The sequence below is a fragment of the Pseudomonas sp. BW7P1 genome, from assembly GCF_024981055.1.
In the GTDB taxonomy this organism is placed as follows: domain Bacteria; phylum Pseudomonadota; class Gammaproteobacteria; order Pseudomonadales; family Pseudomonadaceae; genus Aquipseudomonas; species Aquipseudomonas bananamidigenes.
Genome location: NZ_CP103374.1, coordinates 3,897,232 through 3,921,222, shown reverse-complemented (window position 1 = coordinate 3,921,222; position 23,991 = coordinate 3,897,232). Strand labels below are relative to the sequence as shown.

Below are 23,991 nucleotides of genomic sequence, written 5' to 3'. Positions count from 1 at the left end.
CGCGGAAGACTCCCATGTTCGAACGCCTGATCCAGTTTGCCATCGAGCAGCGCATCATCGTGCTGCTCGCCGTTCTGCTCATGGCCGGCCTCGGCATCGCCAGTTATCAGAAACTGCCGATCGACGCCGTGCCCGATATCACCAATGTCCAGGTGCAGATCAACACCGGCGCGGCCGGGTTCTCGCCGCTGGAAACCGAACAGCGCATCACTTTTCCGATTGAAACCGCGATGGCCGGCCTGCCGGCGCTGGAGCAGACCCGCTCGCTGTCGCGTTCAGGCTTGTCTCAGGTCACGGTGATCTTCAAGGACGGCACCGATCTGTTCTTTGCCCGGCAATTGGTCAACGAACGCCTTCAATCCGCCAAAGAGCAATTGCCCGAGGGTGTGGAAGCGGTGATGGGGCCGATCTCCACCGGGCTCGGCGAGATCTTCCTGTGGACGGTCGAGACCAGGGAAGGCGCGCTGAAAGATGACGGCACGCCCTACACGCCGACCGATCTGCGGGTGATCCAGGACTGGGTCATCAAGCCGCAACTGCGCAACGTTCCCGGCGTGGCGGAGATCAACACCATCGGCGGTTTTGCCAAGGAGTACCAGATCGCGCCCGATCCGAAAAAACTCGCGGCCTACCGACTGACCCTCACCGATCTGGTGACGGCGCTGGAGCGCAACAACGCCAACGTCGGCGCCGGCTACATCGAGCGCAGTGGCGAACAATTGCTGATTCGCGCACCGGGTCAGGTGGCGAGCACCGAAGACATTGCCAATATTGTCATGGCCAATGTCGATGGCACGCCGATCCGGATCAGGAACGTCGCTACCGTGGACATCGGTCGCGAACTGCGCAGCGGCGCCGCCACGGAAAACGGCCGCGAAGTGGTGCTCGGCACCGTGTTCATGTTGATCGGGGAAAACAGTCGCACGGTCTCGCAAGCGGTCGCCGCCAGGCTCGAACAGATCAACAAGTCCTTGCCCGCCGGCGTGCTCGCGGTGCCGGTGTACGACCGCACGCATCTGGTCGACAAAGCCATCGCCACGGTGAAGAAGAACCTCGTCGAAGGCGCGATTCTGGTGATCGCGATCCTGTTTCTGTTCCTCGGCAACATCCGCGCCGCGCTGATCACGGCGATGGTGATTCCGCTGTCGATGCTGTTCACCTTCACCGGGATGTTCAGCAACAAGGTCAGCGCCAACCTGATGAGCCTCGGTGCGCTGGACTTCGGGATCATCGTCGATGGTGCGGTGGTCATCGTCGAAAACACCCTGCGACGGCTGGCCCATGCGCAGCAGCATCACGGGCGTCTGTTGACCCGCTCCGAGCGTTTCCATGAAGTGTTCGCAGCGGCGAAAGAGGCGCGGCGGCCGCTGATTTTCGGGCAGTTGATCATCATGGTGGTGTACCTGCCGATCTTCGCCCTGAGCGGCGTCGAGGGGAAAATGTTTCACCCGATGGCATTCACCGTGGTCATCGCGTTGCTGGGCGCCATGCTCTTGTCGGTCACCTTTGTGCCGGCGGCGATTGCGCTGTTTGTCACCGGCAAGGTCAAGGAAGAAGAGGGCGTGGTGATGCGCGGCGCGCGTCGCGTGTATGCACCGGCACTGGCCTGGGTCATGTCCCGTCGCACGGTGGCGGTCGGTGCTGCGCTGGCGGTGATCGTGGTCAGTGGCGTGCTCACCAGCCGCATGGGCAGCGAGTTTGTGCCGAGCCTCAGTGAAGGCGATTTCGCCTTGCAGGCGTTGCGTGTGCCGGGCACCAGCCTCACGCAATCGCTGGATATGCAGCAGCGTCTGGAGACGCTGATTCTCGATAAAGTGCCGGAAGTCGAGCGCGTCTTCGCCCGTACCGGTACGGCGGAGATCGCCTCCGACCCGATGCCGCCGAACATCTCCGACAGCTACGTGATGCTCAAGCCCAAAGAACAATGGCCGGATCCGGGCAAGTCCCGGGAAACCCTGATGGCCGAACTGCAACAAGCCGCCGCGACGTTGCCGGGCAGCAACTATGAACTGTCGCAGCCGATCCAGTTACGCTTCAACGAATTGATCTCCGGTGTGCGCAGCGACGTGGCAGTCAAAGTGTTTGGCGATGACATGGAGGTGCTCAACGCCACGGCGGCGAAGATTGCCGCCGCGATGCAGAAGGTCAACGGCGCGTCCGAGGTCAAGGTCGAGCAAACCACCGGCTTGCCGGTGCTGACCATCAATATCGACCGCGACAAGGCTGCGCGTTACGGGCTCAACGTCGGCGATGTGCAGGACACCGTTGCGGTGGCCGTTGGCGGGCAGAAGGCCGGGACGCTGTTTGAAGGTGACCGTCGGTTCGACATGGTGGTGCGGTTGTCCGATGCGATGCGCAAGGACCTTGAAGGACTGTCGGCGCTGCTGATTCCGGTGCCTGCCGTGAACGGCGCGACCAACCGGATCGGGTTTATCGCGCTCAAGGACGTCGCCAGTCTTGATCTGGTGCTGGGGCCGAATCAGGTCAGCCGCGAGAATGGCAAGCGCCTGGTCATCGTCAGCGCCAACGTACGCGGGCGTGACATCGGATCGTTCGTCGCCGAAGCGGGCGAAGTGATCGAGCGTGATGTGCAGGTGCCGGCGGGTTACTGGACCACCTGGGGCGGACAGTTCGAGCAACTGCAATCGGCGGCCAGGCGCTTGCAGATCGTGGTGCCGGTGGCGTTGCTGCTGGTGTTCGGACTGTTATTCATGATGTTCAACAACCTCAAGGACGGCTTGCTGGTGTTCACCGGAATTCCGTTTGCGTTGACCGGCGGGGTCATGGCGCTGTGGTTGCGGGACATTCCGCTGTCGATCTCGGCGGGTGTCGGGTTTATCGCATTGTCCGGTGTGGCGGTGCTCAACGGGCTGGTGATGATCGCGTTCATCCGCAACCTGCGGGAGGAGGGGCGTTCGCTGTCCGAGGCGATCAACGTCGGTGCACTGACACGGTTGCGACCGGTATTGATGACCGCGCTGGTGGCGTCGCTGGGCTTCATCCCGATGGCCCTGGCGACCGGCACCGGGGCCGAGGTGCAGCGACCGCTGGCGACGGTGGTGATCGGCGGGATCCTGTCCTCGACCGTTCTTACGCTGCTGATCCTGCCGGCGTTGTATCAGATTGCGCATCGCCGTGAGGAGGAGTCACCCACGGCTGCCTAGTCATTTCTGGCTTTAACAAAAGGCCCGCAACTGCGGGCCTTTCTACATGACGGATATGTAATGTCGGCGCCACCGTCACGAAAGGTTCGGATTGTTACCTTGATCCCGTCAGTGACTTGAATGAGGAATCAACCATGAAACCTGTACAGATCGGTGCGTTTTTATTGGCGTTGGCGGTGTCTTCCCTGGCGATGGCCGAAGGCGGTGGCGACCGCACTTTCGAGCGGATGATGACCAACAACGACCGTTCAATGGAGCTGTTCGTTGCCAAGGAAAAGGCCCGGGATCCCATTGTCGTGAACGACAAGAAGGCCGAACAGACTCAAGACCTGTAAGCGTGCCGCCAGTGAATGAGCCCGTCATCGCGCATCGATGGTGGGCTTTTTTATGAGTCGTGTTTTGAGGGAAATGAATATGAAATTTCTAAAGCTGTTGGCGTTCACCGGTGTCATGGCGATGTCCTTGAACGCGTTGGCCGAAGGCGGTGGTGACAGAACGTTTGACCGAGCGCTCAGCGCCAATGCCCGGGCCATGGAACAGTTCGCGGCTGCCCGGGGCAAAGCGGCGCCGGTGGTCAAGGAATACGAGTACGGAATGAAGCTGGACGTGAAGAAAGTGGTGAGTGTTGTACGGCCGAAAAACGAATGCGCCGTCGTGCCGGCCGCGATGACTTATGAAGACTCGAAAGGACAGCTCAATACCGTCACGTACAGCGTCATGGGTAACTGTCGTCAGCAGGGGGGATAGCGCCAGTAGCGGCACAGACGCCCGGTTCATGTTCAGCGAGCCGGGCTTTTTTTCGCACAAAAAAAAGCGCCCCGAAGGACGCCAAAAAATTCACCTCTTACCAAAGGAGCAAGGCGCTTCTAAAGGTGAATGTGTTGCTCGTGCAATTCAGAGAATCGCCAGCGGGTATTCGACAATCACCCGTACTTCATCCAGATCTGACTCGAACGCTGTGGCACGGGTGGTGGCCTGGCGCAGGCGCAGTGACAGATCTTTCATCGAACCGCTCTGCACCACGTATTTGACTTCGATATCGCGCTCCCGGCGCCTCTGGTCGGTCAGCGGATTGCCTTCGGCATCGCGGCGCATGTACACGGCATTGGCGTTGGAGTAATCGGCATCGGTGCCGCGGGCATAACGGGTCATGAACGACAGGCCCGGCACGCCGTAAGTGGTCATGTCGAGGTCGTAGCGCACCATCCATGAACGTTCTTTCGGCGAGTTGAAGTCGCTGTACTGGATCGAGTTGTCGAGGAAGATCGAGTCGGACTGGCGCAGGTAATCGAAATCGTCGTTGCCGTTGTTGCGCTGGTGGGAGAGAGCGACGGAATGGGCGCCGAGTTTCACGCCGACCCGGCCGCTCCAGATGTTGTTATCGAACTGGCCAAGCAGTTGTTTGCCTTCATCGACCGCCTTGTAATAGTTCAGGCCACCGAACAGCGACAGGTCATCCGACAGCGGATACGTCCAGGCGGTGCCGGCGTAATACTGGTTCCAGGCATCTTTCAGGCGACTGGCGTACAGGCTGAAACCGAGGTTCTTGTTCAGCACATAATCACCGCCACCGTAGGCGATCCACGGTGAGTTGACCGGGCCGGCATAGAAGGTCGCGAAGTTCTCGCGCATGTCGCTGGACACCGGCTGGCTCATCGCATGCAACCGACCGCCCTGGATCGACAGCCCCTCGATGCTGGTGTTGGTCGCCGTCACACCGCGAAAGCTTTCCGGCAGCAATCGCGAGTCTCCCGCCGCAACCACCGGGTTGGCCGGAAACACATCGCCGATTTTCACCACCGTATCGAAGGCCCGTACTTTGGCTGCACCACCGACCTTGGTGTATTCGTCCCGTGCTTTGCCTTCGCTGTCGACCGGCAACACATCGAACGAACTGCGGCCACCGTTGCGACCGTCACCGGTATCGAGTTTCAGGCCGATCATCGCGAAAGCATCCACACCGAACCCGACGGTGCCCTGGGAGAAACCGGATTCGAACTTGCTGATGACCGCATGGGCCCAGGCCTCGGAATAACCGTTGCCCGTTGGGCTGGACTGGCCGTTGCGGTGATCACGATTGAAATAGAAGTTACGGTTGAGCACCGTCAGACTGCTGCCTTCGATAAACCCTTCGGGTTTGTCTTCTGCAAACACCGTGGACGGCCCTGCGCCGACGACCACTGCTAAAGCGGCCATCGATATTTTTGTGTTGTTAAGCATCAATCACTCCTGGGTTCGGCAGAACGGGAACGTGCTTCGGCGTGGGTTTTATTGTTCGACGGGCAGGGGCCCGCCGGTAGAGTCGCCGGATGACATCGTTGCAGGCTGCGGATAACGGGGAGGTGATTGGGGGATTACAATTTTGTTAGATCCCGGAAGTCAGGTCAGAGCCGCAAGGTGGTCGATCGTTTGTGGAAAACGCTCGACCAGTCGAATGAGTGTCGTCGCTTGGGCACTCGGCGTTGCCCGGCCCTGTTCCCAGTTTTCGAGGGTTCGGGTATTGGTTCGCAGATACATGGCAAAAACCGACCTGGAGAGGTTGAGTTGCTGGCGGATCGCAACCACTTCCTCGGCCGTGATCGGCAATAGTTTTGGTAACTGGACTTTGTGAGTGCGAAGGGTGACCTTGCCCTGGCGCTCGTCGGCCAGAGCCTCAAGGCCCTCCATCAGTTCGGAAAAAATTTCACGTTTCATATTTGGGTTCTCGTGTTGATTTCTCTATCCAGCGCCTGTTTGAAGACTCTTTTCTGGGAAGGCAACAGATCGTCTTGCTCGTTTTTGCTGTACACGGTGAACAACCAGAATTGGTCGAAACCGGACCACCAGTAATAAATCACTCGTAATCCGCTGCGCTTGCCTTTACCGCGTCGTTGGTCACAGAAGCGGATTTTACGCAGCCCGCCTGTGCCTTCGATGAGATCGCCCGCTTCGGGATTTTTCAGCAGCTCCAACTGAAAGCTGCGAAACAGCTCATCATCCAGGTAATCGTCCCGGTGCTTCTGGAATGCGGGTAATTCGATAAAAAGAGCATCCATGCTCTGTACGTTACCTGCGTATATTTTGTCCCGATGATCGAATTGGTCAAGGCCTCCAGGCCATCCTTTTCGCCCCCATTTCAACGGTAGTCATCGATCGTAAAAACACCTGTAGGACGAATCGGCCAGTATGGCGAGAGCATTCGACTGAATAGGGAGGAACCTTGTAATTGACGTGACCGAAAAAACCGCAGCACTATCCAGCCATGACTGCTCAACCCCGAATGACCATGATGTGCTCCGTTGTGACCGCTTCCGGCGGGCCATAAGGTCATGCATGTCTGGTAGGTGACGTGTCACCCAAAGCCCCGCCAGAAATGGACGGGGCTTTTTCATTACCTGTCCGCACATGCGCTGCGGTTACGTCGGGGAGGGGAGTGCGGTTTATCAATCACCTGCAGGTCTGCAACTGGCCTGCGTGCCGATGGTGAAGAGACTGTGATGGGATAAACGCAAAAACGGCACCCGAAGGTGCCGTTTCTGTTTGCAGCCATTCCAGCAGAGCAATCAGCCCGCCAGACCCGCCTGCTGAACCAGGGTCAGCAATGGTTGCGGGTAGACGCCGAGGAAGAACGCAACCACGGCGATGGCCAGCAGCATCACGCCGCCTGCCTTCTGTTCCCAGTGCAGCTGGGCATCGTGGCGGCGCAGGTTCGGTTCGATCAGGTACAGGGTGACCATCACGCGCAGGTAGTAGAACACGCCGATGGCGCTGCCCAGTACCAGGGAACCGACCAGCCACCATTGGTGCGACTCGACGCCGGTGGCGATGATGTAGAACTTGCCGATGAAGCCCGCAGTCAGCGGGATACCGGCCAGGGACAGCATCATCACGGTCAGTACGGCGGTCAGGTACGGACGGCGCCAGAACAGGCCGCGGTACTCGTACAGCGCATCGGCGTCACGACCGTTGTACGGCGAGGACATCAGGGTGATCACGCCGAAGGCGCCGAGGCTGGTGATCACGTAGGTGACCAGGTACACGCCGATGGCTTCCACCGCCAGACCCTTGCTCGCCACCAGTGCGATCAGCAGGTAGCCGAAGTGCGCGATGGACGAATAACCGAGCAGACGCTTGAGGTTGCTCTGGGTCAGTGCCAGCAGGTTACCGAACAGGATCGAGGCGATGGCGATGATGGTCAGCACGTTGCTCAGAACACCACTGCTGGCGGCAGGGGAGATCTGGAACAGACGAACCATTACCGCGAACACAGCCACTTTCGAAGCGGTGGCCAGGAACGCGGCCACCGGTGCGGGAGCACCTTCGTACACGTCCGGCGTCCACAGGTGGAACGGTACCAGCGACAGCTTGAACGCCAGACCGATCAGCATCATGCCCAGGCCCAGTTGCGCCAGCGAGCTTGGCAGACCGGTCGCGGCCAGCGCCTGACCGATACCGACGAAGCTCAGGGAACCGGCGTCTGCGTACAGCAGTGCCATACCGAACAGCAGGAACGCGGAACCGGCGGCCGACAGCACCATGTATTTGATGCCGGCTTCCAGCGAACGCTTGTTGAAGAAGGCGTAGGCCACCAGACCGTAGACCGGCACCGACAGCAGTTCCAGACCGACGAACAAACCGGCCAGGTGCTGCGCGCTGACCAGAACCAGGCCACCGGCGGCGGCCATCAGGATCAGCAGGTACAGTTCTTCACGGTTGCCCGGGTAACCCGAACCGCCATCGCCGAGGTAGGCGTGGGCGAGGGTGACGCAGGCGAGAGTGGCGACCAGGATCAGCGCCATGTACAGACAGGCAAAGGTGTCGATCTGCAGCAGCGGGGTCACGGCCAGAGGCGCGACTTTCAGGGCCGGCAGGATCGACAGCAGGGCCAGGTTCAGACCCGCCACCGAAATCAGGAAGGTCTGCGAGTGGTTGCGGCGCCAGGCGATTGCCAGCATCACCACGATAATGGTGAGGCTGGTGATCAACAGTGGCGCTAGCGCAATAAAGTGTTGAATCGTGAATTCCATAGCGCTCTTACCGGGCCGAAGCGAGTTGAGTGAAGGCGGTGCCGAGCCACTGCTGCACGCCATGCATCGTGGCGGCAGAGGTGTCGAGGAACGGTTGCGGGTAGACGCCGAGGTAAATCAGCAGCACCGCAAGGCCCAGCACCATGATCAGTTCGCGTGCGTCCATGCCGTGCAGGATCGAATCCGATTTGGACGGACCGAAGTAGGCGCGGTGGATCATGATCAGCGAGTAGACCGAACCGAACACCAGACCGGAGGTGGCAATCGCGGTGATCCATGGCGCGCTGGCGAAGGTGCCGATCAGGATCAGGAACTCGCCGACGAAGTTACCGGTGCCCGGCAGACCCAGCGAAGCGGCTGCGAAGAACAGGCTGATCGCCGGCAGGTAAGCGATACGCGACCACAGACCGCCCATCTCACGCATGTCACGAGTGTGCAGGCGCTCGTACAGCTGACCGCTCAGGATAAACAGTGCTGCGGCCGACAGACCGTGGGCCAGCATCTGGACCACGGCGCCTTGCAACGCCAGCTGGCTGCCGGAATAGATGCCGATCAGTACGAAGCCCATGTGGGAAACGGACGAGAAGGCGATCAGACGCTTGATGTCGGTTTGGGCGAACGCCAGGAATGCACCGTAGAAGATCCCGATCAGACCGAGGGTCATGGCGATCGGCGCGAACTCGGCCGAGGCGTTCGGGAACAGCGGCAGAGCGAAACGCAGCAGACCGTAGGCCGCGGTTTTCAGCAGGATACCGGCGAGGTCGACGGAACCTGCAGTCGGTGCCTGGGCGTGAGCGTCAGGCAGCCAGGAGTGGAACGGAACCACCGGCAGCTTGACCGCGAAGGCGATGAAGAAGCCGAGCATCAGGATGTACTCGGTGGTCATCGACATCTTGGTCTTCAACAGGTCGGCGTAGTTGAAGGTGATCACGCCGGTGCTGTTGTAGTTGACCAGGACCAGACCGAGGATCGCCACCAGCATGATCAGGCCGGAAGCCTGAGTGAAGATGAAGAACTTGGTCGCCGCGTAGATCCGGGTCTTCTTGCCGTCCGAAGAACTGTGACCCCAGAGCGCGATGAGGAAGTACATCGGCACCAGCATCATTTCCCAGAAGAAGAAGAACATGAACAGGTCGAGGGCGAGGAACACGCCGACGACACCGCCCAGGATCCACATCAGGTTCAGGTGGAAGAAACCGACGTGACGCTGGATCTCTTTCCACGAGCAGAGTACCGACAGGACACCCAGCAGACCGGTCAGCAGGATCATCAGCAGCGACAGGCCGTCGAGGGCCAGGTGCACGTTGATGCCGAAACGCTGGATCCAGACGTGCTTGAACTCAAGCGCCCAGGTCGGGTCGGCGCCGGGCTTCGGCGCAAGGGAGTAGTCGCCGTGAGCCCACAGCCAGAGGCCGAGGGCGAGCAGCAGGGACATGGTGATCAGCGCAATCCAGCGGGGGAGGGTGGCGCCGAAGCGCTCACCCAGCCAGCACAGCAGGCCGCCGATGAAGGGGATCAGGATTAGCCAAGGCAGAATCATGACGGGTTCGTTTCCTTTCGCAAATTCGCAAGGTTCATATCAGACCGCTACCAGCACGACAGCGCCGATGACCAGCACGGCACCGGCAGCCATCGAGGCGGCGTACCAACGCAGTTGACCGGTCTCGGTACGGCTCAGGGCAGTGTGACCGCCCTTGGCCATGCGCGGGATCAGACCGATGGTCTGGTCGAGCGGGTCTTTGCGCAGGATGTGGCTGATCGCAAGGTACGGCTTGACGAACAGTTTGTCGTAGATCCAGTCGAAGCCCCAGGCAGCGAACCACCAGGCCGAAAGGAGACGGCCGATGCCGCTGTTGGCGATCGCGGTCACGAAACGACGCTTGCCGAGGAACAGCAGGGCCGCCAGCAGGATACCGGCCAGGGCGATGGCGCCCGAGGCGATTTCCAGGCTGTGCTTGGCTTCACCGCCGGCATGGCCGACGCTTTCAGGCAGTACGCCGTGCAGCGGTGGAACGATCATGGCGCCGACGAAAGTCGACAGCACGATCAGCACCGACAGTGGCAGCCAGTGAGCGATACCGTGACCGGCGTGAGCTTCGGTCTTGGCTTCACCGTGGAACGCGATGAAGATCAGGCGGAAGGTGTACAGCGAGGTCATGAACGCACCGACCAGACCGGCGTACAACAGACCGTTGTGGCCGCTGGCGAACGCTTCCCAGAGGATTTCGTCCTTGGAGTAGAAACCGGCGGTCACCAGCGGCAGGGCGGCCAGGGCGGCACCACCGACGATGAAGCTGGCGTAGGCCAGCGGCAGTTTCTTCCACAGGCCGCCCATCTTGAAGATGTTCTGCTCGTGGTGGCAGGCAACGATCACCGCACCTGAAGCAAGGAACAGCAGGGCCTTGAAGAACGCGTGGGTCATCAGGTGGAAGATCGCGCCTTCCCAGGCACCCACGCCCAGCGCCAGGAACATGTAGCCGATCTGGCTCATGGTCGAGTAGGCGAGGATACGTTTGATGTCGGTTTGCACCAGTGCCGCGAAACCTGCCAGAACCAACGTCACACCACCGACGATTCCCACGAGATGCAGGATGTCCGGCGCCAGGGCGAACAGACCGTGGGTACGGGCGATCAGGTAGACACCGGCGGTCACCATGGTCGCGGCGTGGATCAGTGCCGAAACCGGGGTAGGGCCGGCCATCGCGTCCGCAAGCCAGGTCTGCAGCGGCAGTTGTGCCGATTTACCTACCGCACCGCCCAGCAGCATCAGGGTGGCCAGCACGATCCAGAAATCGCCGACCTTGAAGTGCTCAGGCGCCTTCACCAGCAGTTCCTGGACGTTCAGCGTGCCCAGTTGCTGGAACAGGATGAACAGGCCGATCGCCATGAACACGTCGCCGATACGGGTGACGATGAAGGCTTTCAGTGCGGCGTTACCGTTGTTGCGGTTGCTGTAGTAGAAACCGATCAACAGGTAGGAGCACAGGCCCACGCCTTCCCAACCGAAGTAGATGAACAGCAGGTTGTCGCCCAGCACCAGGAACAGCATGCTGGCGATGAACAGGTTGGTGTAGGAGAAGAAGCGCGAGTAACCGGCTTCACCGCGCATGTACCAGGAGGCGAACAGGTGGATCAGGAAACCCACGCCGACCACCACACCCAGCATGGTTACGGACAGACCGTCCAGGTACAGGGCGAAGTTCGGCTGGAAGCCTTCCACCGAGATCCACGTCCACAGCACATGCACGTACACGCCACCTTCCGGCGGGGCGACGTTGAACTGCCAGATCACATAGGCCGCGACGATGGCAGACAGGCCGATGGAGCCGACACCGATCAGCGCCGACAGGTTTTCCGAGAGGCGGCCGCGGGAGAACGACAGCAACAGGAACCCGATCAGGGGGAATACGAAAGTCAGAAAGAGTAGGTTCATCCGCGCATCTCACTGGCAGCGTCGATATCGAGCGTGTGGAAGCGGCGATACAGTTGCAGCAGGATCGCCAGGCCAATACTGGCTTCGGCGGCTGCCAGGCTGATCACCAGGATGAACATGATCTGTCCATCCGGTTGCGCCCAGCGGGCGCCCGCAACGATGAAGGCCAGTGCAGAGGCGTTCATCATCACTTCCAGACTCATCAACACGAACAAAATGTTGCGGCGGACCATCAGGCCGACCAGACCAAGGCAGAACAGGATGCCGGCAACCGCCAGTCCATGCTCGAGAGGGATAGCAGGCATGTCTTACTCCTTCGCCTCGTTACGGCCCAAATGGAACGCCGTGACGGCTGCAGCGAGCAGCAGCATCGAGGCGAGTTCGACCACCAGCAGGTACGGACCGAACAGGCTGATGCCCACGGCTTTCGCGTCCACGGTGGTTTGACCGATGGCCTGACCGCTCTGGTGAGCGAACAGCACATACAGCAGTTCGGCCAGCAGCAGGGCGGCGAGAATCACCGGCCCCGCCCAGATGCCGGGCTTGAGCCAGGTACGTTCCTGCTGGACCGAGGCCGGGCCCAGGTTCAGCATCATCACCACGAACACGAACAGCACCATGATGGCACCGGCGTAGGCGATCACTTCCAGCACGCCGGCAAACGGTGCGCCGAGGGCGAAGAAGGTCATGGCCACGGAGATCAGCGAAATGATCAGGTAGAGCAGGGCGTGCACAGGATTGGTGTTGGTGACCACACGCAGTGTGGACACAACAGCGATACCCGATGCGAAATAGAAAGCGAATTCCATCGTTCTTCCTTAAGGCAGCAAGCTCTTCACGTTGATCGGCTCGGCTTCGTTTTGTGCGGCGCCTTTCGGCTTGCCCGCAACGGCCATACCTGCAACACGATAGAAGTTGTAATCAGGGTTTTTGCCGGGGCCGGAGATCAGCAGATCTTCTTTCTCGTACACCAGGTCCTGACGTTTGAACTCGGCCATCTCGAAATCCGGGGTCAGCTGGATCGCGGTGGTCGGGCAGGCTTCCTCGCAGAGACCGCAGAAAATGCAGCGCGAGAAGTTGATACGGAAGAAGTCCGGGTACCAGCGACCGTCTTCGGTTTCAGCTTTCTGCAGCGAGATGCAACCCACCGGGCACGCCACGGCGCACAGGTTGCAGGCTACGCAGCGTTCTTCGCCATCGGGGTCGCGGGTCAGGACGATACGGCCACGGTAGCGTGGCGCCAGGTAGACCGGCTCTTCCGGGTATTGCAGGGTGTCGCGCTTGCGAAAACCATGACCGAAGATCATGACCAGGCTGCGCAACTGGGTACCGGTACCCTTAATGATGTCGCCAATATATTTGAACATGGGTCAAATCCTCACTGAACCGCAACCGCAGGCGTGTTCCACAACACGATTGCAGCGGTCACCAGCAAATTGATCAGGGTCAGTGGCAGGCAGAATTTCCAGCTGAAATCCATCACCTGGTCATAACGCGGACGCGGGATGGAAGCGCGCAGCAGGATGAACAGCATGATGAAGAACGCGGTCTTCAGTGCGAACCAGACGAAGGACAGTTGCGGCAGGATGCCGAACGGACCGTGCCAGCCACCGAAGAACAGGGTGACCAGCAGCGCCGAGATCAGGATGATGCCGATGTATTCACCGACGAAGAACATGCCCCATTTCATGCCGGCGTATTCAATGTGGTAACCGTCGGCCAGTTCCTGTTCCGCTTCCGGCTGGTCGAACGGGTGACGGTGAGTCACGGCCACGCCAGCGATGAAGAAGGTACAGAAGCCGAAGAACTGCGGAATGATGAACCACAGGTTCTGCGCCTGGTACTCGACGATGTCACGCATGTTGAACGAGCCGACCTGCACCACGATGCCCATCAGGGCCAGGCCCATGAACACTTCGTAGGACACGGTCTGCGCCGAGGCACGCAAGCTGCCCAGCAGGGCGAACTTGTTGTTGCTCGACCAGCCGGCGAACAGCACCGCGTAGACCGACAGACCTGCCATGGCGAAGAAGAACAGCAGGCCGATGTTCAGGTCCGCCACGCCCCAGGTCGGGGTGATCGGGATAATCGCGAACGCGATCAGCAGGGCGGACATGGCCACCACCGGTGCCAGGGTGAAGATCACCTTGTCGGCAAACGGCGGGGTCCAGTCTTCCTTGAAGAACATCTTCAGCATGTCGGCAGCGATCTGGAACATGCCGAACGGGCCGACGCGGTTCGGACCGTAACGGTCCTGCCACCAGCCCAGCAGGCGACGTTCGACAAAGCTGAGCAGTGCGCCGCAGACCACGACGGCCAGCAGGATCACGATGGCTTTGATGACCGTCAGGATCACATCGATCACTTCAGGGGTGAACCAGGTCATTGCGCTGCCTCCTGCAGACCCTCAACGGATAGGCCGGCGAATGCCGGTGGAATGCCGGCGATGCCCGCAGGCAGTGCCACCAGACCTGCGCCCAGCTCTTCATTGATGCGCAGCGGAAGACGCAGAGTCTGGCCGGCAACGTTGAGGCTCAGCATCGCACCGTCGTTGACGCCCAGGCGGTCGGCTTCGGACTTGGCCAGTGCAACGTAGGCAGCCGGAATGCGTTCCTGAACCGGAGCGGCTTTCGAAGAGTTCTCTTCGCTGCCGAACAGATGGAAGAACGGCACGGCTTGCCAGGTGCCCGGCGCCGGGTTGAATGGCCGCGGAGCCGCGGCGAACCAGTTCAGCGAATCGCCGGTGCTTTCGATCAGGCGGGTGCCCGGATCGCCAGCGCGCAGGTGACCACCGACTTCGTCCTGGAACTTGTTCCAGGCTTGCGGCGAGTTCCAGCCCGGCGACCAGGCGAACGGCACTTGCTGACGCGGTTCGGCGGAACCCGAGTAACCTTCCATCGAGAAGGCGAACGCGGTGTCCTTGTCTTGCGGGGTGCGCGGTTCGTGAACGCTGATATTGGCGCGCATCGCGGTACGGCCGGAGTAGCGCAGCGGTTCACGGGCCAGTTTCAGACCCTTGATGCGGAACGCGGCGGACGGGGCGGCGTCGACGATGCCGGCCAGTTGCGCGGTGCTCGAGGCCACGGCAGCGGTGACGTGGTCGAGTTGCGTCCAGTCGACCGGCTGGTTCAGCAGGGTGGCGCGCAGGGCATGCAGCCAGCGCCAGCCTTCGTGGACCAGAATGCTCGCGTCCATGTATTGCGGGTCGAAAACCTGGAAGAAGCGTTGTGCGCGGCCTTCCTGGCTGACCAGCGTACCGTCGCCTTCAGCGAAGCTGGCGGCTGGCAGAACCAGATGCGCGCGGTCGCTGGTGGCGGTCTTCTGGTGGTCGGCAACGATCACCACTTTCGCAGCGTTCAGTGCCGCATCGACCTTGGCCTTGGCGGTGCGGGTGTACAGATCGTTCTCCAGCACGACGATGGCGTCGGCCTTGCCGTCGATCACAGCTTGCAACGCGGCATCGACCGATTCGCCACCGAGCATGGCCAGGCCGAGGCTGTTGGCTTCCGGCACGATCAGGCTGATCGAACCGTTCTTCTCGCGCAGCTTCAGGGCCTTGGCGATGTTCGCCGCCGCTTCGATCAGGGCCTTGGAGCCCAGCGAAGTACCGGCGATGATCAGCGGGCGCTTGGCGGCGAGCAGAGCGTCGGCGATGCGCTTGGCCAGCTCCAGGGCCTCGGCGTCCAGACCTTCGACGGCCGGTGCGCTGGCGTCCAGGGCGTGAGCCACGGCGAAACCGATGCGGGCCAGATCGTCCGGAGCGGCGTGTACACACTCCTCGGCGATGTCGTCGAGCTTGGTTTCAGCCAGGCTGGCGATGAACAGCGGGTTCAGTTCATGCTGACCGATGTTCTTCACCGCAGCGTCGAGCCACGGCTGAACGCGCATGGCTTCGGCCATATCTTCGGCCTTGCCTTTTACCGACTGACGCAGGGCCAGGGCCATGCGGGCGGCGGTCTGAGTCAGGTCTTCACCGAGGACGAACACCGCGTCGTGGTCTTCGATGTCGCGCATGGTCGGTACTGGCAGCGGGCTGTCTTTGAGCACTTGCAGGGCCAGACGGATGCGTTCCAGCTCGGCGGCTTCGATACCGGAGTAGAAGTGCTCGGCGCCCACCAGTTCACGCAACGCGTAGTTGCTTTCCAGGCTGGCACGGGGCGAACCGATACCGACGATGTTGCGACCGCGCAGCAGGTCGGCGGCCTTGTCCAGCGCAGCGTCCAGCCCAAGCTTGGTGCCGTCGGCCAGCAGCGGCTGACGTGGACGGTCGGTGCGGTTGACGTAGCCGTAACCGAAACGGCCACGGTCGCACAGGAAGTACTGGTTCACCGAACCGTTGTAACGGTTTTCGATGCGACGCAGTTCGCCGTAACGCTCGCCCGGGGAGATGTTGCAACCGCTGGAGCAGCCATGGCAGATGCTCGGCGAGAACTGCATGTCCCACTTGCGGTTGTAGCGCTCGGAGTGAGTCTTGTCGGTGAACACACCGGTCGGGCAGACCTCGGTGAGGTTGCCGGAGAACTCGCTTTCCAGGGTGCCGTCTTCAACGCGACCGAAGTACACGTTGTCGTGGGCGCCGTACACACCGAGGTCGGTGCCGCCGGCGTAGTCCTTGTAGAAACGCACGCAGCGGTAGCAGGCGATGCAGCGGTTCATTTCGTGGGAAATGAACGGGCCCAGATCCTGGTTCTGGTGGGTGCGCTTGGTGAAGCGATAACGGCGCTCGTTGTGGCCGGTCATCACGGTCATGTCTTGCAGGTGGCAGTGACCGCCTTCCTCGCAGACCGGGCAGTCGTGCGGGTGGTTGGTCATCAGCCATTCGACGACACTGGCGCGGAATGCCTTGGATTCTTCATCGTCGATGGAGATCCAGGTGTTGTCGGTGGCCGGGGTCATGCAGGACATGACGATGCGACCACGGGTGTCGTTCTCGTCGGTGTACTGCTTGACCGCGCACTGGCGGCAGGCCCCGACGCTACCAAGCGCGGGGTGCCAGCAGAAATAAGGGATGTCGAGGCCCAGCGACAGACATGCCTGTAACAGGTTGTCTGCCCCGTCGACTTCGAGCGCTTTGCCGTCTACGTGGATAGTGGCCATGGTTCAAAGTTCTTCGTTGGCCCGGTGTCAGCGGGCGTGGCTAATGGAATCTTGTTATCCGTCCGAATCCAGTCAGCCCCGAAAGGCGTCATCGGACGAAAGGCGAAGGGCACGGACCCTTCGCCTTTTTTTAAGCGTTTACGCGCCGATGGTGATCGGCCTTGCCAGAGGCGGGACAGCGGCGCTTGCAGGCGCGATACCGGCTTCGAACTCTGGACGGAAATACTTGATGGCGCTGCCCAGCGGCTCCACGGCACCCGGTGCGTGAGCACAGAAGGTCTTGCCCGGGCCGAGGAAACCGACCAGACCCAGCAGGGTCTCGATGTCGCCCGGCTGGCCCTTGCCTTGTTCGATGGCCATCAGCAGCTTCACGCTCCATGGCAGGCCGTCACGGCAAGGGGTGCAGAAACCGCAGGATTCGCGAGCGAAGAACTGCTCCATGTTGCGCAGCAGGGACACCATGTTGACGCTGTCGTCCACCGCCATGGCCAGGCCGGTCCCCATACGGGTGCCCACCTTGGCGATGCCGCCGGCGTACATTTGTGCATCGAGGTGTTCCGGCAACAGGAAACCGGTACCGGCGCCGCCTGGCTGCCAGGCCTTGAGCTTGTATCCGTCGCGCATGCCGCCGGCGTAGTCTTCGAACAGCTCGCGGGCGGTCACGCCGAATGGCAGCTCCCACAGGCCCGGGTTCTTGACCTTGCCGGAGAAGCCCATGAGCTTGGTGCCCATGTCTTCGCTGCCGTCGCGGGCCAGCGATTTGTACCAGTCCACGCCGTCGGCGATGATCGCCGGCACGTTGCACAGGGTTTCGACGTTGTTCACGCAGGTCGGCTTGCCCCACACGCCCACGGCGGCAGGGAAGGGCGGCTTGGAACGCGGGTTGGCGCGACGGCCTTCGAGGGAGTTGATCAACGCGGTTTCTTCACCGCAGATGTAACGCCCGGCGCCGGTGTGAACGAACAGCTCGAAATCGAAGCCGCTGCCCAGGATGTTCTTGCCCAGCAGGCCCGCAGCCTTGGCTTCTTCCACGGCACGGTTGAGGTGCTTCGCAGCGGTGGTGTACTCGCCACGCAGGAAGATGTAGCCACGGTAGGTTTTCAGCGCGCGGGCGCTGATAAGCATGCCTTCGATCAGCAGATGGGGCAGTTGCTCCATCAGCATGCGGTCTTTCCAGGTGTTCGGCTCCATCTCATCCGCGTTGCACAACAGGTAGCGGATGTTGATGGATTCGTCCTTTGGCATCAGGCCCCACTTCACGCCAGTGGGGAAGCCTGCACCGCCGCGGCCCTTGAGACCGGCGTCCTTCACGGTCTGGACGATGTCGTCCGGCCCCATGTCGGCGAAGGCCTTGCGTGCAGCGGCGTAACCGTTCTTGGCCTGGTACTCGTCGAGCCATACGGCTTCGCCGTCGTCACGCAGGCGCCAGGTCAGCGGGTGAGTCTCGGCCGAACGCTGGATGCGGTTGGCTGGACCGAAAGAAGTCAGGGTCATACGTAGCCCTCGAGCAGTTTGGCGACGCCGGCAGGCTGGACATCGCCAAAGGTGTCGTCATCGATCATCAGCGCCGGGGCCTTGTCGCAGTTGCCGAGGCAGCAGACCGGCAGCAGGGTGAAACGACCGTCGGCGGTGGTCTGGCCGAGGCCGATACCCAGGTTGTTCTGGATTTCGCTGACCACCGACTCGTGGCCGCCGATGTAGCAGACCATGCTGTCGCAGACGCGAATGATGTGACGGCCGACCGGCTGACGGAAGATCTGGCTGTAGAACGTGGCCACGCCTTCAACGTCGCTGGCCGGAATGCCGAGGATTTCGCCGATGGCGTACAGAGCACCATCCGGTACCCAGCCACGTTCCTTCTGAACGATCTTCAGGGCTTCGATCGACGCCGCGCGCGGGTCTTCGTAGTGATGCAGCTCGTGCTCGATGGCCGAGCGCTCGGTTTCACTGAGGGTGAAACGGTCTGTCTGGATAAGCGTGCTGTTCATGCTTAGCGGTCCACGTCGGCCATAACGAAGTCGATACTACCCAGGTACGCAATCAGGTCCGCGACCATGCTGCCTTTGATCACCGAAGGGATCTGCTGCAGGTGGGCGAAGCTCGGAGTACGGATCCGGGTACGGTAGCTCATGGTGCCGCCGTCGCTCGTCAGGTAATAACTGTTGATGCCCTTGGTCGCTTCGATCATCTGGAAGGATTCGTTGGCCGGCATGACCGGGCCCCACGAAACCTGCAGGAAGTGCGTGATCAGGGTTTCGATGTGCTGCAGCGTGCGCTCTTTCGGCGGCGGCGTGGTCAGCGGGTGATCCGCCTTGTACGGGCCTTCCGGCATGTTGCGCAGGCATTGCTCGATGATCCTGACGCTCTGGCGCATCTCTTCGACGCGAACCATGCAGCGGTCGTAGGCATCGCCGTTGGCGGCCAGCGGCACTTCGAACTCGAAGTTCTCGTAGCCGGAATATGGGCGCGCCTTACGCAGGTCGAAGTCGCAACCGGTGGAGCGCAGGCCGGCACCGGTGACGCCCCATTCCAGGGCTTCCTTGGTGTTGTACTGGGCCACGCCGAGGGTACGACCCCTGAGGATGCTGTTCTGCAGGGCCGCCTTGGTGTATTCGTCGAGGCGCTTGGGCAGCCATTCGACGAAGTCTTTCACCAGTTTGTCCCAGCCGCGTGGCAGGTCGTGGGCGACGCCGCCGATGCGGTACCAGGCCGGGTGCAGGCGGAAACCGGTGATGGCTTCGATCACCGTGTACGCCTTCTGGCGGTCGGTGAAAGTGAAGAACACCGGCGTCATGGCGCCGACGTCCTGGATGTAGGTACCCAGGAACAGCAGGTGGCTGGTGATCCGGAAGAACTCGGCCATCATGATGCGGATGACGTCGACCTTTTCAGGCACCTTGATGCCGGCCAGCTTCTCGACCGAGAGCACATACGGCAGGTTGTTCATCACGCCGCCGAGGTAGTCGATACGGTCGGTGTACGGAATGAAACTGTGCCAGGACTGACGTTCGGCCATCTTCTCGGCACCACGGTGGTGGTAGCCGATGTCCGGAACGCAATCGACGATCTCTTCACCGTCCAGTTGCAGGATGATACGGAATGCACCGTGAGCCGAAGGGTGGTTCGGACCCAGGTTGAGGAACATGTAGTCTTCGTTCGGGCCGGAACGCTTCATGCCCCAGTCTTCAGGACGGAAGCGTGCGGCTTCTTCCTCGAGCTGTTGCTTGGCCAGGTTCAGGCTGAACGGATCGAACTCGGTGGCGCGCGCCGGGAAGTCCTTGCGCAGCGGGTGACCTTCCCAGGTCGGCGGCATCATGATGCGCGACAGGTGAGGGTGGCCTTTGAACTCGATGCCGTACATGTCCCAGACTTCACGCTCGTACCAGTTGGCGTTCGGCCAGATGCTGGTGACGGTCGGCAAGCTGAGGTCGCTCTCGGACAAGGCGACCTTGATCATCACGTCACTATTACGTTCCAGCGACATGAGGTGATAGAACACGGTGAAGTCGGCGCCACCTGGCAGCCCCTGACGCTTGGTACGCAGGCGCTCGTCCACGCCGTGCAGGTCATAGAGCATGACGTACGGCTTGGGCAGGTTGCGCAGGAAGGTCAGGACTTCGACGAGCTTGGCGCGAGCCACCCACAGCACCGGCATGCCGGTGCGGGTCGGCTGAGCGGTGAACGCTTCAGCGCCAAAACGGTTGTTCAGTTCGACGACCACATCCTGGTCGTCTGCCTTGTAAGGCGGGATGTACAGAGCACTGCCTGTAGTCATGGTTATTTTTTCGCTTTCGGTCAACGTAAAGAATGAAGCCAGCTTCTCGTTTCTTTGAAACAGATCTGGATCAGACTTCGTCAGGGCTACGCAGATTGGTGACTGCGATTCGCTGTTCGCGGCGCTGTTCCTTCTGCGAAGGCATGTCGGCGCGATAAACGCCTTGATCGCCAACGACCCAGGAAAGTGGGCGACGCTCCTGGCCAATCGACTCCTGCAGCAGCATCAGGCCTTGCAGGAATGCTTCCGGACGGGGCGGGCAGCCAGGTACGTAGACGTCAACGGGCAGGAACTTGTCCACTCCTTGAACCACGGAGTAGATGTCGTACATGCCACCGGAGTTGGCGCACGAACCCATGGAGATAACCCATTTCGGTTCGAGCATCTGCTCGTAGAGACGCTGGATGATCGGCGCCATCTTGATGAAGCAGGTTCCGGCGATAACCATGAAGTCGGCCTGACGCGGTGAGGCCCGGATGACTTCGGCGCCGAAGCGCGCGATGTCGTGGGGCGCCGTGAAGGCGGTGGTCATTTCCACGTAGCAGCACGAAAGACCGAAGTTGTACGGCCACAGGGAGTTCTTGCGTCCCCAGTTGACCGCGCCACTCAGCACGTCTTCCAGCTTGCCCATGAAAATGTTTTTGTGGACTTGATCCTCTAACGGATCGGAAACGGTTTCCCGCTGGCCGATCGGATATTGCTCGTTAGGAGCATCAGGGTCGATTCTGGTGAGATTGTATTGCATTGCCAAAGCCTCATTGTTTCAGCTTCGCCTGCCGCTTGCGACGAGCTTCCGGAGCCCAGTCAAGGGCGCCCACTCGGAACAGGTAGACAAGACCTGCCAACAGAATTGCTATGAAAACGAGAGCTTCGACGAATCCGGTCCAGCCGCTTTCGCGGACGGACACAGACCATGCAAAGAGAAAGAGGGCTTCGATATCGAAGATCACGAACAGCATCGCGACCAGATAGAATTTGGCTGAGAGCCGCAAGCGGGCGCCACCGGTAGGTAGCATGCCGGACTCGAACGGTTCGTTTTTGCTGCGGCCCCAGGCTTTTGACCCGAGGAGGCTGGAGACGCCGAGCATGAAGGCACACAGGCCGACTACACCCAGAAGGAAAATGGCAAAGCCCCAGTTGTGGGCCATGAGTCCTGTCGCTTCGGGCATGCTGGAAATCCTTAACAGAGAGCAAAGGTCTCTGAGCTTGATAAAGAAATAAGGCAGTGACGATATGTCGCAGCAATCAATCGCGCTGATTTTATGGCTAAACACCCTGCAAGTAAAATTCCTATAGCGAAATTATTTATTGGAATAAGGACATAGCGCACCTCTATGGCCCTGCAGCCCCTGCGTTGCGGGCATTAGCCGGGATTTCACGAATTATGTTTTGTAGGAAATGTAACGAACATAGTTGCGGCTAAATGATAATTGATATCGTTTGGAGTGGTTTTGTAACAGTTCAGCGAGTGGGCAGTTGGGAAGTTGTCTTATATCCGCGTTACTGCAAGTAGCGGCGGCGCCCGTTTTAACCGATTTTTGTGATGCGAATACCCCTCTGGATCAATGTTTTTGTTAACGGGCTGAAGAGAAACCTGTGGGAGCGGGCTTGCCCGCGATAGCGGTGTGTCAGTCGCCGCATTTCTTGAATCTGCAGGCGCCATCGCGGGAAAGCCTGCTCCCACAGGGATTTGTGAGGGGGCGGAGATCACACCACGCAAAAAAAAACGCCCCGAACCGGTCGGGGCGTCAGTTTTTCGGCAGTGCGGTTAGCTTTCCATACGGTCCGCAAAGGCCGTTTGATCAGTGAAGTCGATCAGTGGAACTGTTCTTCTTCGGTCGAGCCGGTCAGCGCGGTCACCGAAGAGGTGCCGCCCTGGATCACGGTGGTCATGTCGTCGAAGTAGCCGGTGCCCACTTCCTGCTGGTGAGCCACGAAGGTGTAGCCCTTGGCGGCGTCAGCGAACTCTTGCTCCTGCAGTTTCACGTAGGCGGTCATGTCGTTGCGGGCGTAGTCGTGCGCCAGGTTGAACATGCTGTGCCACATGTTGTGAATGCCGGCCAGGGTGATGAACTGGTGCTTGTAGCCCATGGCGGACAGTTCGCGCTGGAACTTGGCGATGGTCGCGTCGTCCAGGTTTTTCTTCCAGTTGAAGGAAGGCGAGCAGTTGTACGACAGGATCTGGTCCGGGTATTCCTTTTTGATCGCTTCGGCAAAGCGACGGGCTTCTTCCAGGTCCGGCTTGGCGGTTTCGCACCAGATCAGGTCGGCGTACGGCGCGTAGGCCAGACCACGGGCGATGGCCTGGTCCAGGCCTGCACGCACCTTGTAGAAACCTTCCTGAGTGCGGGTGCCGGTCACGAACGGCTGGTCGTACGGGTCGCAGTCGGATGTCAGCAGGTCGGCAGCGTTGGCGTCGGTACGGGCCAGGATGATGGTCGGTACACCGGCAACGTCGGCAGCCAGACGCGCGGCGGTCAGCTTCTGCACGGCTTCCTGGGTTGGAACCAGCACCTTGCCGCCCATGTGGCCGCACTTCTTCACGGAAGCCAGCTGGTCTTCGAAGTGAACGCCGGCGGCGCCTGCTTCGATCATGCTCTTCATCAGCTCGTAGGCGTTCAGTACGCCACCGAAACCGGCTTCGGCGTCAGCCACGATTGGCGCGAAGTAGTCGATGTAGCCTTCGTCGCCCGGGTTCTTGCCGGCTTTCCACTGGATCTGGTCGGCACGACGGAACGAGTTGTTGATGCGCTTGACCACGGTTGGAACCGAGTCCACCGGGTACAGCGACTGATCCGGGTACATCGATTCGGCGGAGTTGTTGTCCGCAGCGACTTGCCAGCCCGACAGGTAGATCGCCTGGATACCGGCCTTGACCTGTTGAACAGCCTGGCCGCCGGTCAGGGCGCCCATGCAGTTGACGAAGTCTTTCTCTGGGCGGAAGGACGGCTTGGCACCCTGGGTCACCAGGTTCCACAGCTTCTCGGCGCCCATGCGTGCCAGGGTGTGCTCGGGTTGGATCGAGCCACGCAGGCGGACGACGTCAGCAGCGGAGTAAGTGCGAGTCACGCCTTTCCAGCGCGGGTTTTCAGCCCAGTCTTTTTCAAGGGCTGCAATTTGCTGTTCGCGTGTCAGTGCCATGGAGATAAACCTCGTCGCGTCTTTATGAAAAGTTGTTCTGCGGTGGAAAATTCCTTGCGCTCGCTGACCAGAAGCCTGGGATGGTCAGATCGTATTCGGCGGGGCAGGCGACGTGATGAACGATGGGCTCGAGGGGAGGTGAGCAGGTAAAGGCGAACTGGCGGGCGCGTTCGGGCGTCGTGGGCCCTGGTGCGAGCTACAGTGTGAAGCCGGGTTACCTAATTACGCTTCCGTCCCTCGGGACAACTTCGTTCCAGTCGGCAACCTCGTCAAACACGCCTTGTGGGCGGTACAGACACGAAACGGTTCGCGGGGTAGGTGCGAACATCGCTTCGAAGGCCCTTGCCAGGGCCTCTGATTAGCGGGAGCGAGGCC

At 60.7% G+C, this 23,991-nt stretch carries 20 protein-coding genes and 1 pseudogene; 4 read left to right on the top strand and 17 right to left on the bottom strand.

The window, feature by feature from the left end; genetic code table 11:
- Positions 1-14: 14 nt before the first annotated feature.
- The 3 genes from NWV16_RS17585 to NWV16_RS17575 all read left to right on the top strand — a co-directional run bounded on the left by NWV16_RS17585 (position 15) and on the right by NWV16_RS17575 (position 3,911).
- A complete protein-coding gene (locus NWV16_RS17585; RefSeq protein ID WP_260520084.1) occupies positions 15-3,164 on the top strand; it encodes a CusA/CzcA family heavy metal efflux RND transporter in 3,150 nt (1,049 codons plus the stop codon).
- Positions 3,165-3,298: 134 nt separating this feature from the next.
- Positions 3,299-3,499 carry a co-regulatory protein PtrA N-terminal domain-containing protein gene (locus NWV16_RS17580; protein ID WP_260520083.1) on the top strand — a complete coding sequence of 67 codons (201 nt, stop codon included), beginning with the start codon at positions 3,299-3,301 and terminating at the stop codon, positions 3,497-3,499.
- Between the two features lie 79 nt (positions 3,500-3,578).
- Entirely contained in the window at positions 3,579-3,911 is a 333-nt protein-coding gene (locus NWV16_RS17575) for a DUF2790 domain-containing protein (RefSeq protein ID WP_260520082.1), read from the top strand.
- A gap of 147 nt (positions 3,912-4,058) precedes the next feature.
- Here the strand turns inward: NWV16_RS17575 and NWV16_RS17570 are convergent, their stop codons facing one another.
- The 3 genes from NWV16_RS17570 to NWV16_RS17560 form a co-directional block, all read right to left on the bottom strand.
- Positions 4,059-5,384: an OprD family porin gene (locus NWV16_RS17570; RefSeq protein ID WP_260520081.1), complete on the bottom strand. Its 1,326-nt coding sequence runs from the start codon at positions 5,382-5,384 to the stop codon at positions 4,059-4,061.
- Between the two features lie 159 nt (positions 5,385-5,543).
- Positions 5,544-5,858, bottom strand: a complete 315-nt coding sequence (locus tag NWV16_RS17565) for a DNA-binding transcriptional regulator (RefSeq protein WP_260520080.1) — start codon at positions 5,856-5,858, stop codon at positions 5,544-5,546.
- Positions 5,855-6,199 carry a toxin gene (locus tag NWV16_RS17560; RefSeq protein ID WP_260520079.1) on the bottom strand — a complete coding sequence of 115 codons (345 nt, stop codon included), beginning with the start codon at positions 6,197-6,199 and terminating at the stop codon, positions 5,855-5,857. Before NWV16_RS17560 ends, NWV16_RS17565 begins: the two co-directional genes overlap by 4 nt.
- Positions 6,200-6,545: 346 nt before the next feature.
- On the opposite strand from NWV16_RS17560, the pseudogene NWV16_RS17555 reads away from it, so the two are divergent.
- Positions 6,546-6,641: pseudogene (locus tag NWV16_RS17555) on the top strand (GNAT family N-acetyltransferase); the annotation flags it as partial.
- Between the two features lie 65 nt (positions 6,642-6,706).
- Here the strand turns inward: NWV16_RS17555 and nuoN are convergent.
- The 14 genes from nuoN to aceA form a co-directional block, all read right to left on the bottom strand.
- On the bottom strand, positions 6,707-8,170 hold the full coding sequence (gene nuoN, locus NWV16_RS17550) for an NADH-quinone oxidoreductase subunit NuoN (protein WP_065258285.1): 1,464 nt from the start codon (positions 8,168-8,170) through the stop codon (positions 6,707-6,709).
- Between the two features lie 7 nt (positions 8,171-8,177).
- Positions 8,178-9,710, bottom strand: a complete 1,533-nt coding sequence (gene nuoM / locus NWV16_RS17545) for an NADH-quinone oxidoreductase subunit M (RefSeq protein ID WP_065258284.1) — start codon at positions 9,708-9,710, stop codon at positions 8,178-8,180.
- A 39-nt stretch (positions 9,711-9,749) separates the two neighbouring features.
- Positions 9,750-11,603, bottom strand: a complete 1,854-nt coding sequence (gene nuoL / locus NWV16_RS17540; protein ID WP_260520078.1) for an NADH-quinone oxidoreductase subunit L — start codon at positions 11,601-11,603, stop codon at positions 9,750-9,752.
- Positions 11,600-11,908 carry an NADH-quinone oxidoreductase subunit NuoK gene (nuoK, locus tag NWV16_RS17535; protein ID WP_003180046.1) on the bottom strand — a complete coding sequence of 103 codons (309 nt, stop codon included), beginning with the start codon at positions 11,906-11,908 and terminating at the stop codon, positions 11,600-11,602. The genes nuoL and nuoK overlap by 4 nt, the downstream gene beginning before the upstream one ends.
- 3 nt (positions 11,909-11,911) lie before the next feature.
- Complete coding sequence (gene nuoJ / locus NWV16_RS17530; RefSeq protein ID WP_085690004.1) at positions 11,912-12,412, bottom strand: NADH-quinone oxidoreductase subunit J; 501 nt, start codon at positions 12,410-12,412, stop codon at positions 11,912-11,914.
- Between the two features lie 9 nt (positions 12,413-12,421).
- Positions 12,422-12,970 carry an NADH-quinone oxidoreductase subunit NuoI gene (gene nuoI, locus NWV16_RS17525; RefSeq protein ID WP_065258281.1) on the bottom strand — a complete coding sequence of 183 codons (549 nt, stop codon included), beginning with the start codon at positions 12,968-12,970 and terminating at the stop codon, positions 12,422-12,424.
- 11 nt (positions 12,971-12,981) lie between these two features.
- Positions 12,982-13,989: an NADH-quinone oxidoreductase subunit NuoH gene (nuoH, locus tag NWV16_RS17520; protein ID WP_065258280.1), complete on the bottom strand. Its 1,008-nt coding sequence runs from the start codon at positions 13,987-13,989 to the stop codon at positions 12,982-12,984.
- Positions 13,986-16,700 (bottom strand): NADH-quinone oxidoreductase subunit NuoG, encoded by a 2,715-nt coding sequence (gene nuoG, locus NWV16_RS17515; RefSeq protein WP_260520077.1) that lies wholly within the window; start codon positions 16,698-16,700, stop codon positions 13,986-13,988. Before nuoG ends, nuoH begins: the two co-directional genes overlap by 4 nt.
- 138 nt (positions 16,701-16,838) lie before the next feature.
- Positions 16,839-18,194, bottom strand: a complete 1,356-nt coding sequence (nuoF, locus tag NWV16_RS17510; RefSeq protein WP_260520076.1) for an NADH-quinone oxidoreductase subunit NuoF — start codon at positions 18,192-18,194, stop codon at positions 16,839-16,841.
- Positions 18,191-18,688, bottom strand: coding sequence for an NADH-quinone oxidoreductase subunit NuoE (gene nuoE / locus NWV16_RS17505; protein WP_003223804.1), 498 nt, complete (start codon positions 18,686-18,688; stop codon positions 18,191-18,193). Before nuoE ends, nuoF begins: the two co-directional genes overlap by 4 nt.
- 2 nt (positions 18,689-18,690) lie before the next feature.
- Entirely contained in the window at positions 18,691-20,475 is a 1,785-nt protein-coding gene (nuoC, locus tag NWV16_RS17500) for an NADH-quinone oxidoreductase subunit C/D (RefSeq protein WP_260520075.1), read from the bottom strand.
- Between the two features lie 70 nt (positions 20,476-20,545).
- A complete protein-coding gene (locus NWV16_RS17495) occupies positions 20,546-21,220 on the bottom strand; it encodes a NuoB/complex I 20 kDa subunit family protein (RefSeq protein WP_007951456.1) in 675 nt (224 codons plus the stop codon).
- Between the two features lie 10 nt (positions 21,221-21,230).
- On the bottom strand, positions 21,231-21,644 hold the full coding sequence (locus NWV16_RS17490; RefSeq protein WP_003223812.1) for an NADH-quinone oxidoreductase subunit A: 414 nt from the start codon (positions 21,642-21,644) through the stop codon (positions 21,231-21,233).
- Positions 21,645-22,290: 646 nt separating this feature from the next.
- On the bottom strand, positions 22,291-23,616 hold the full coding sequence (aceA, locus tag NWV16_RS17485) for an isocitrate lyase (protein WP_065261741.1): 1,326 nt from the start codon (positions 23,614-23,616) through the stop codon (positions 22,291-22,293).
- Positions 23,617-23,991: the final 375 nt, after the last annotated feature.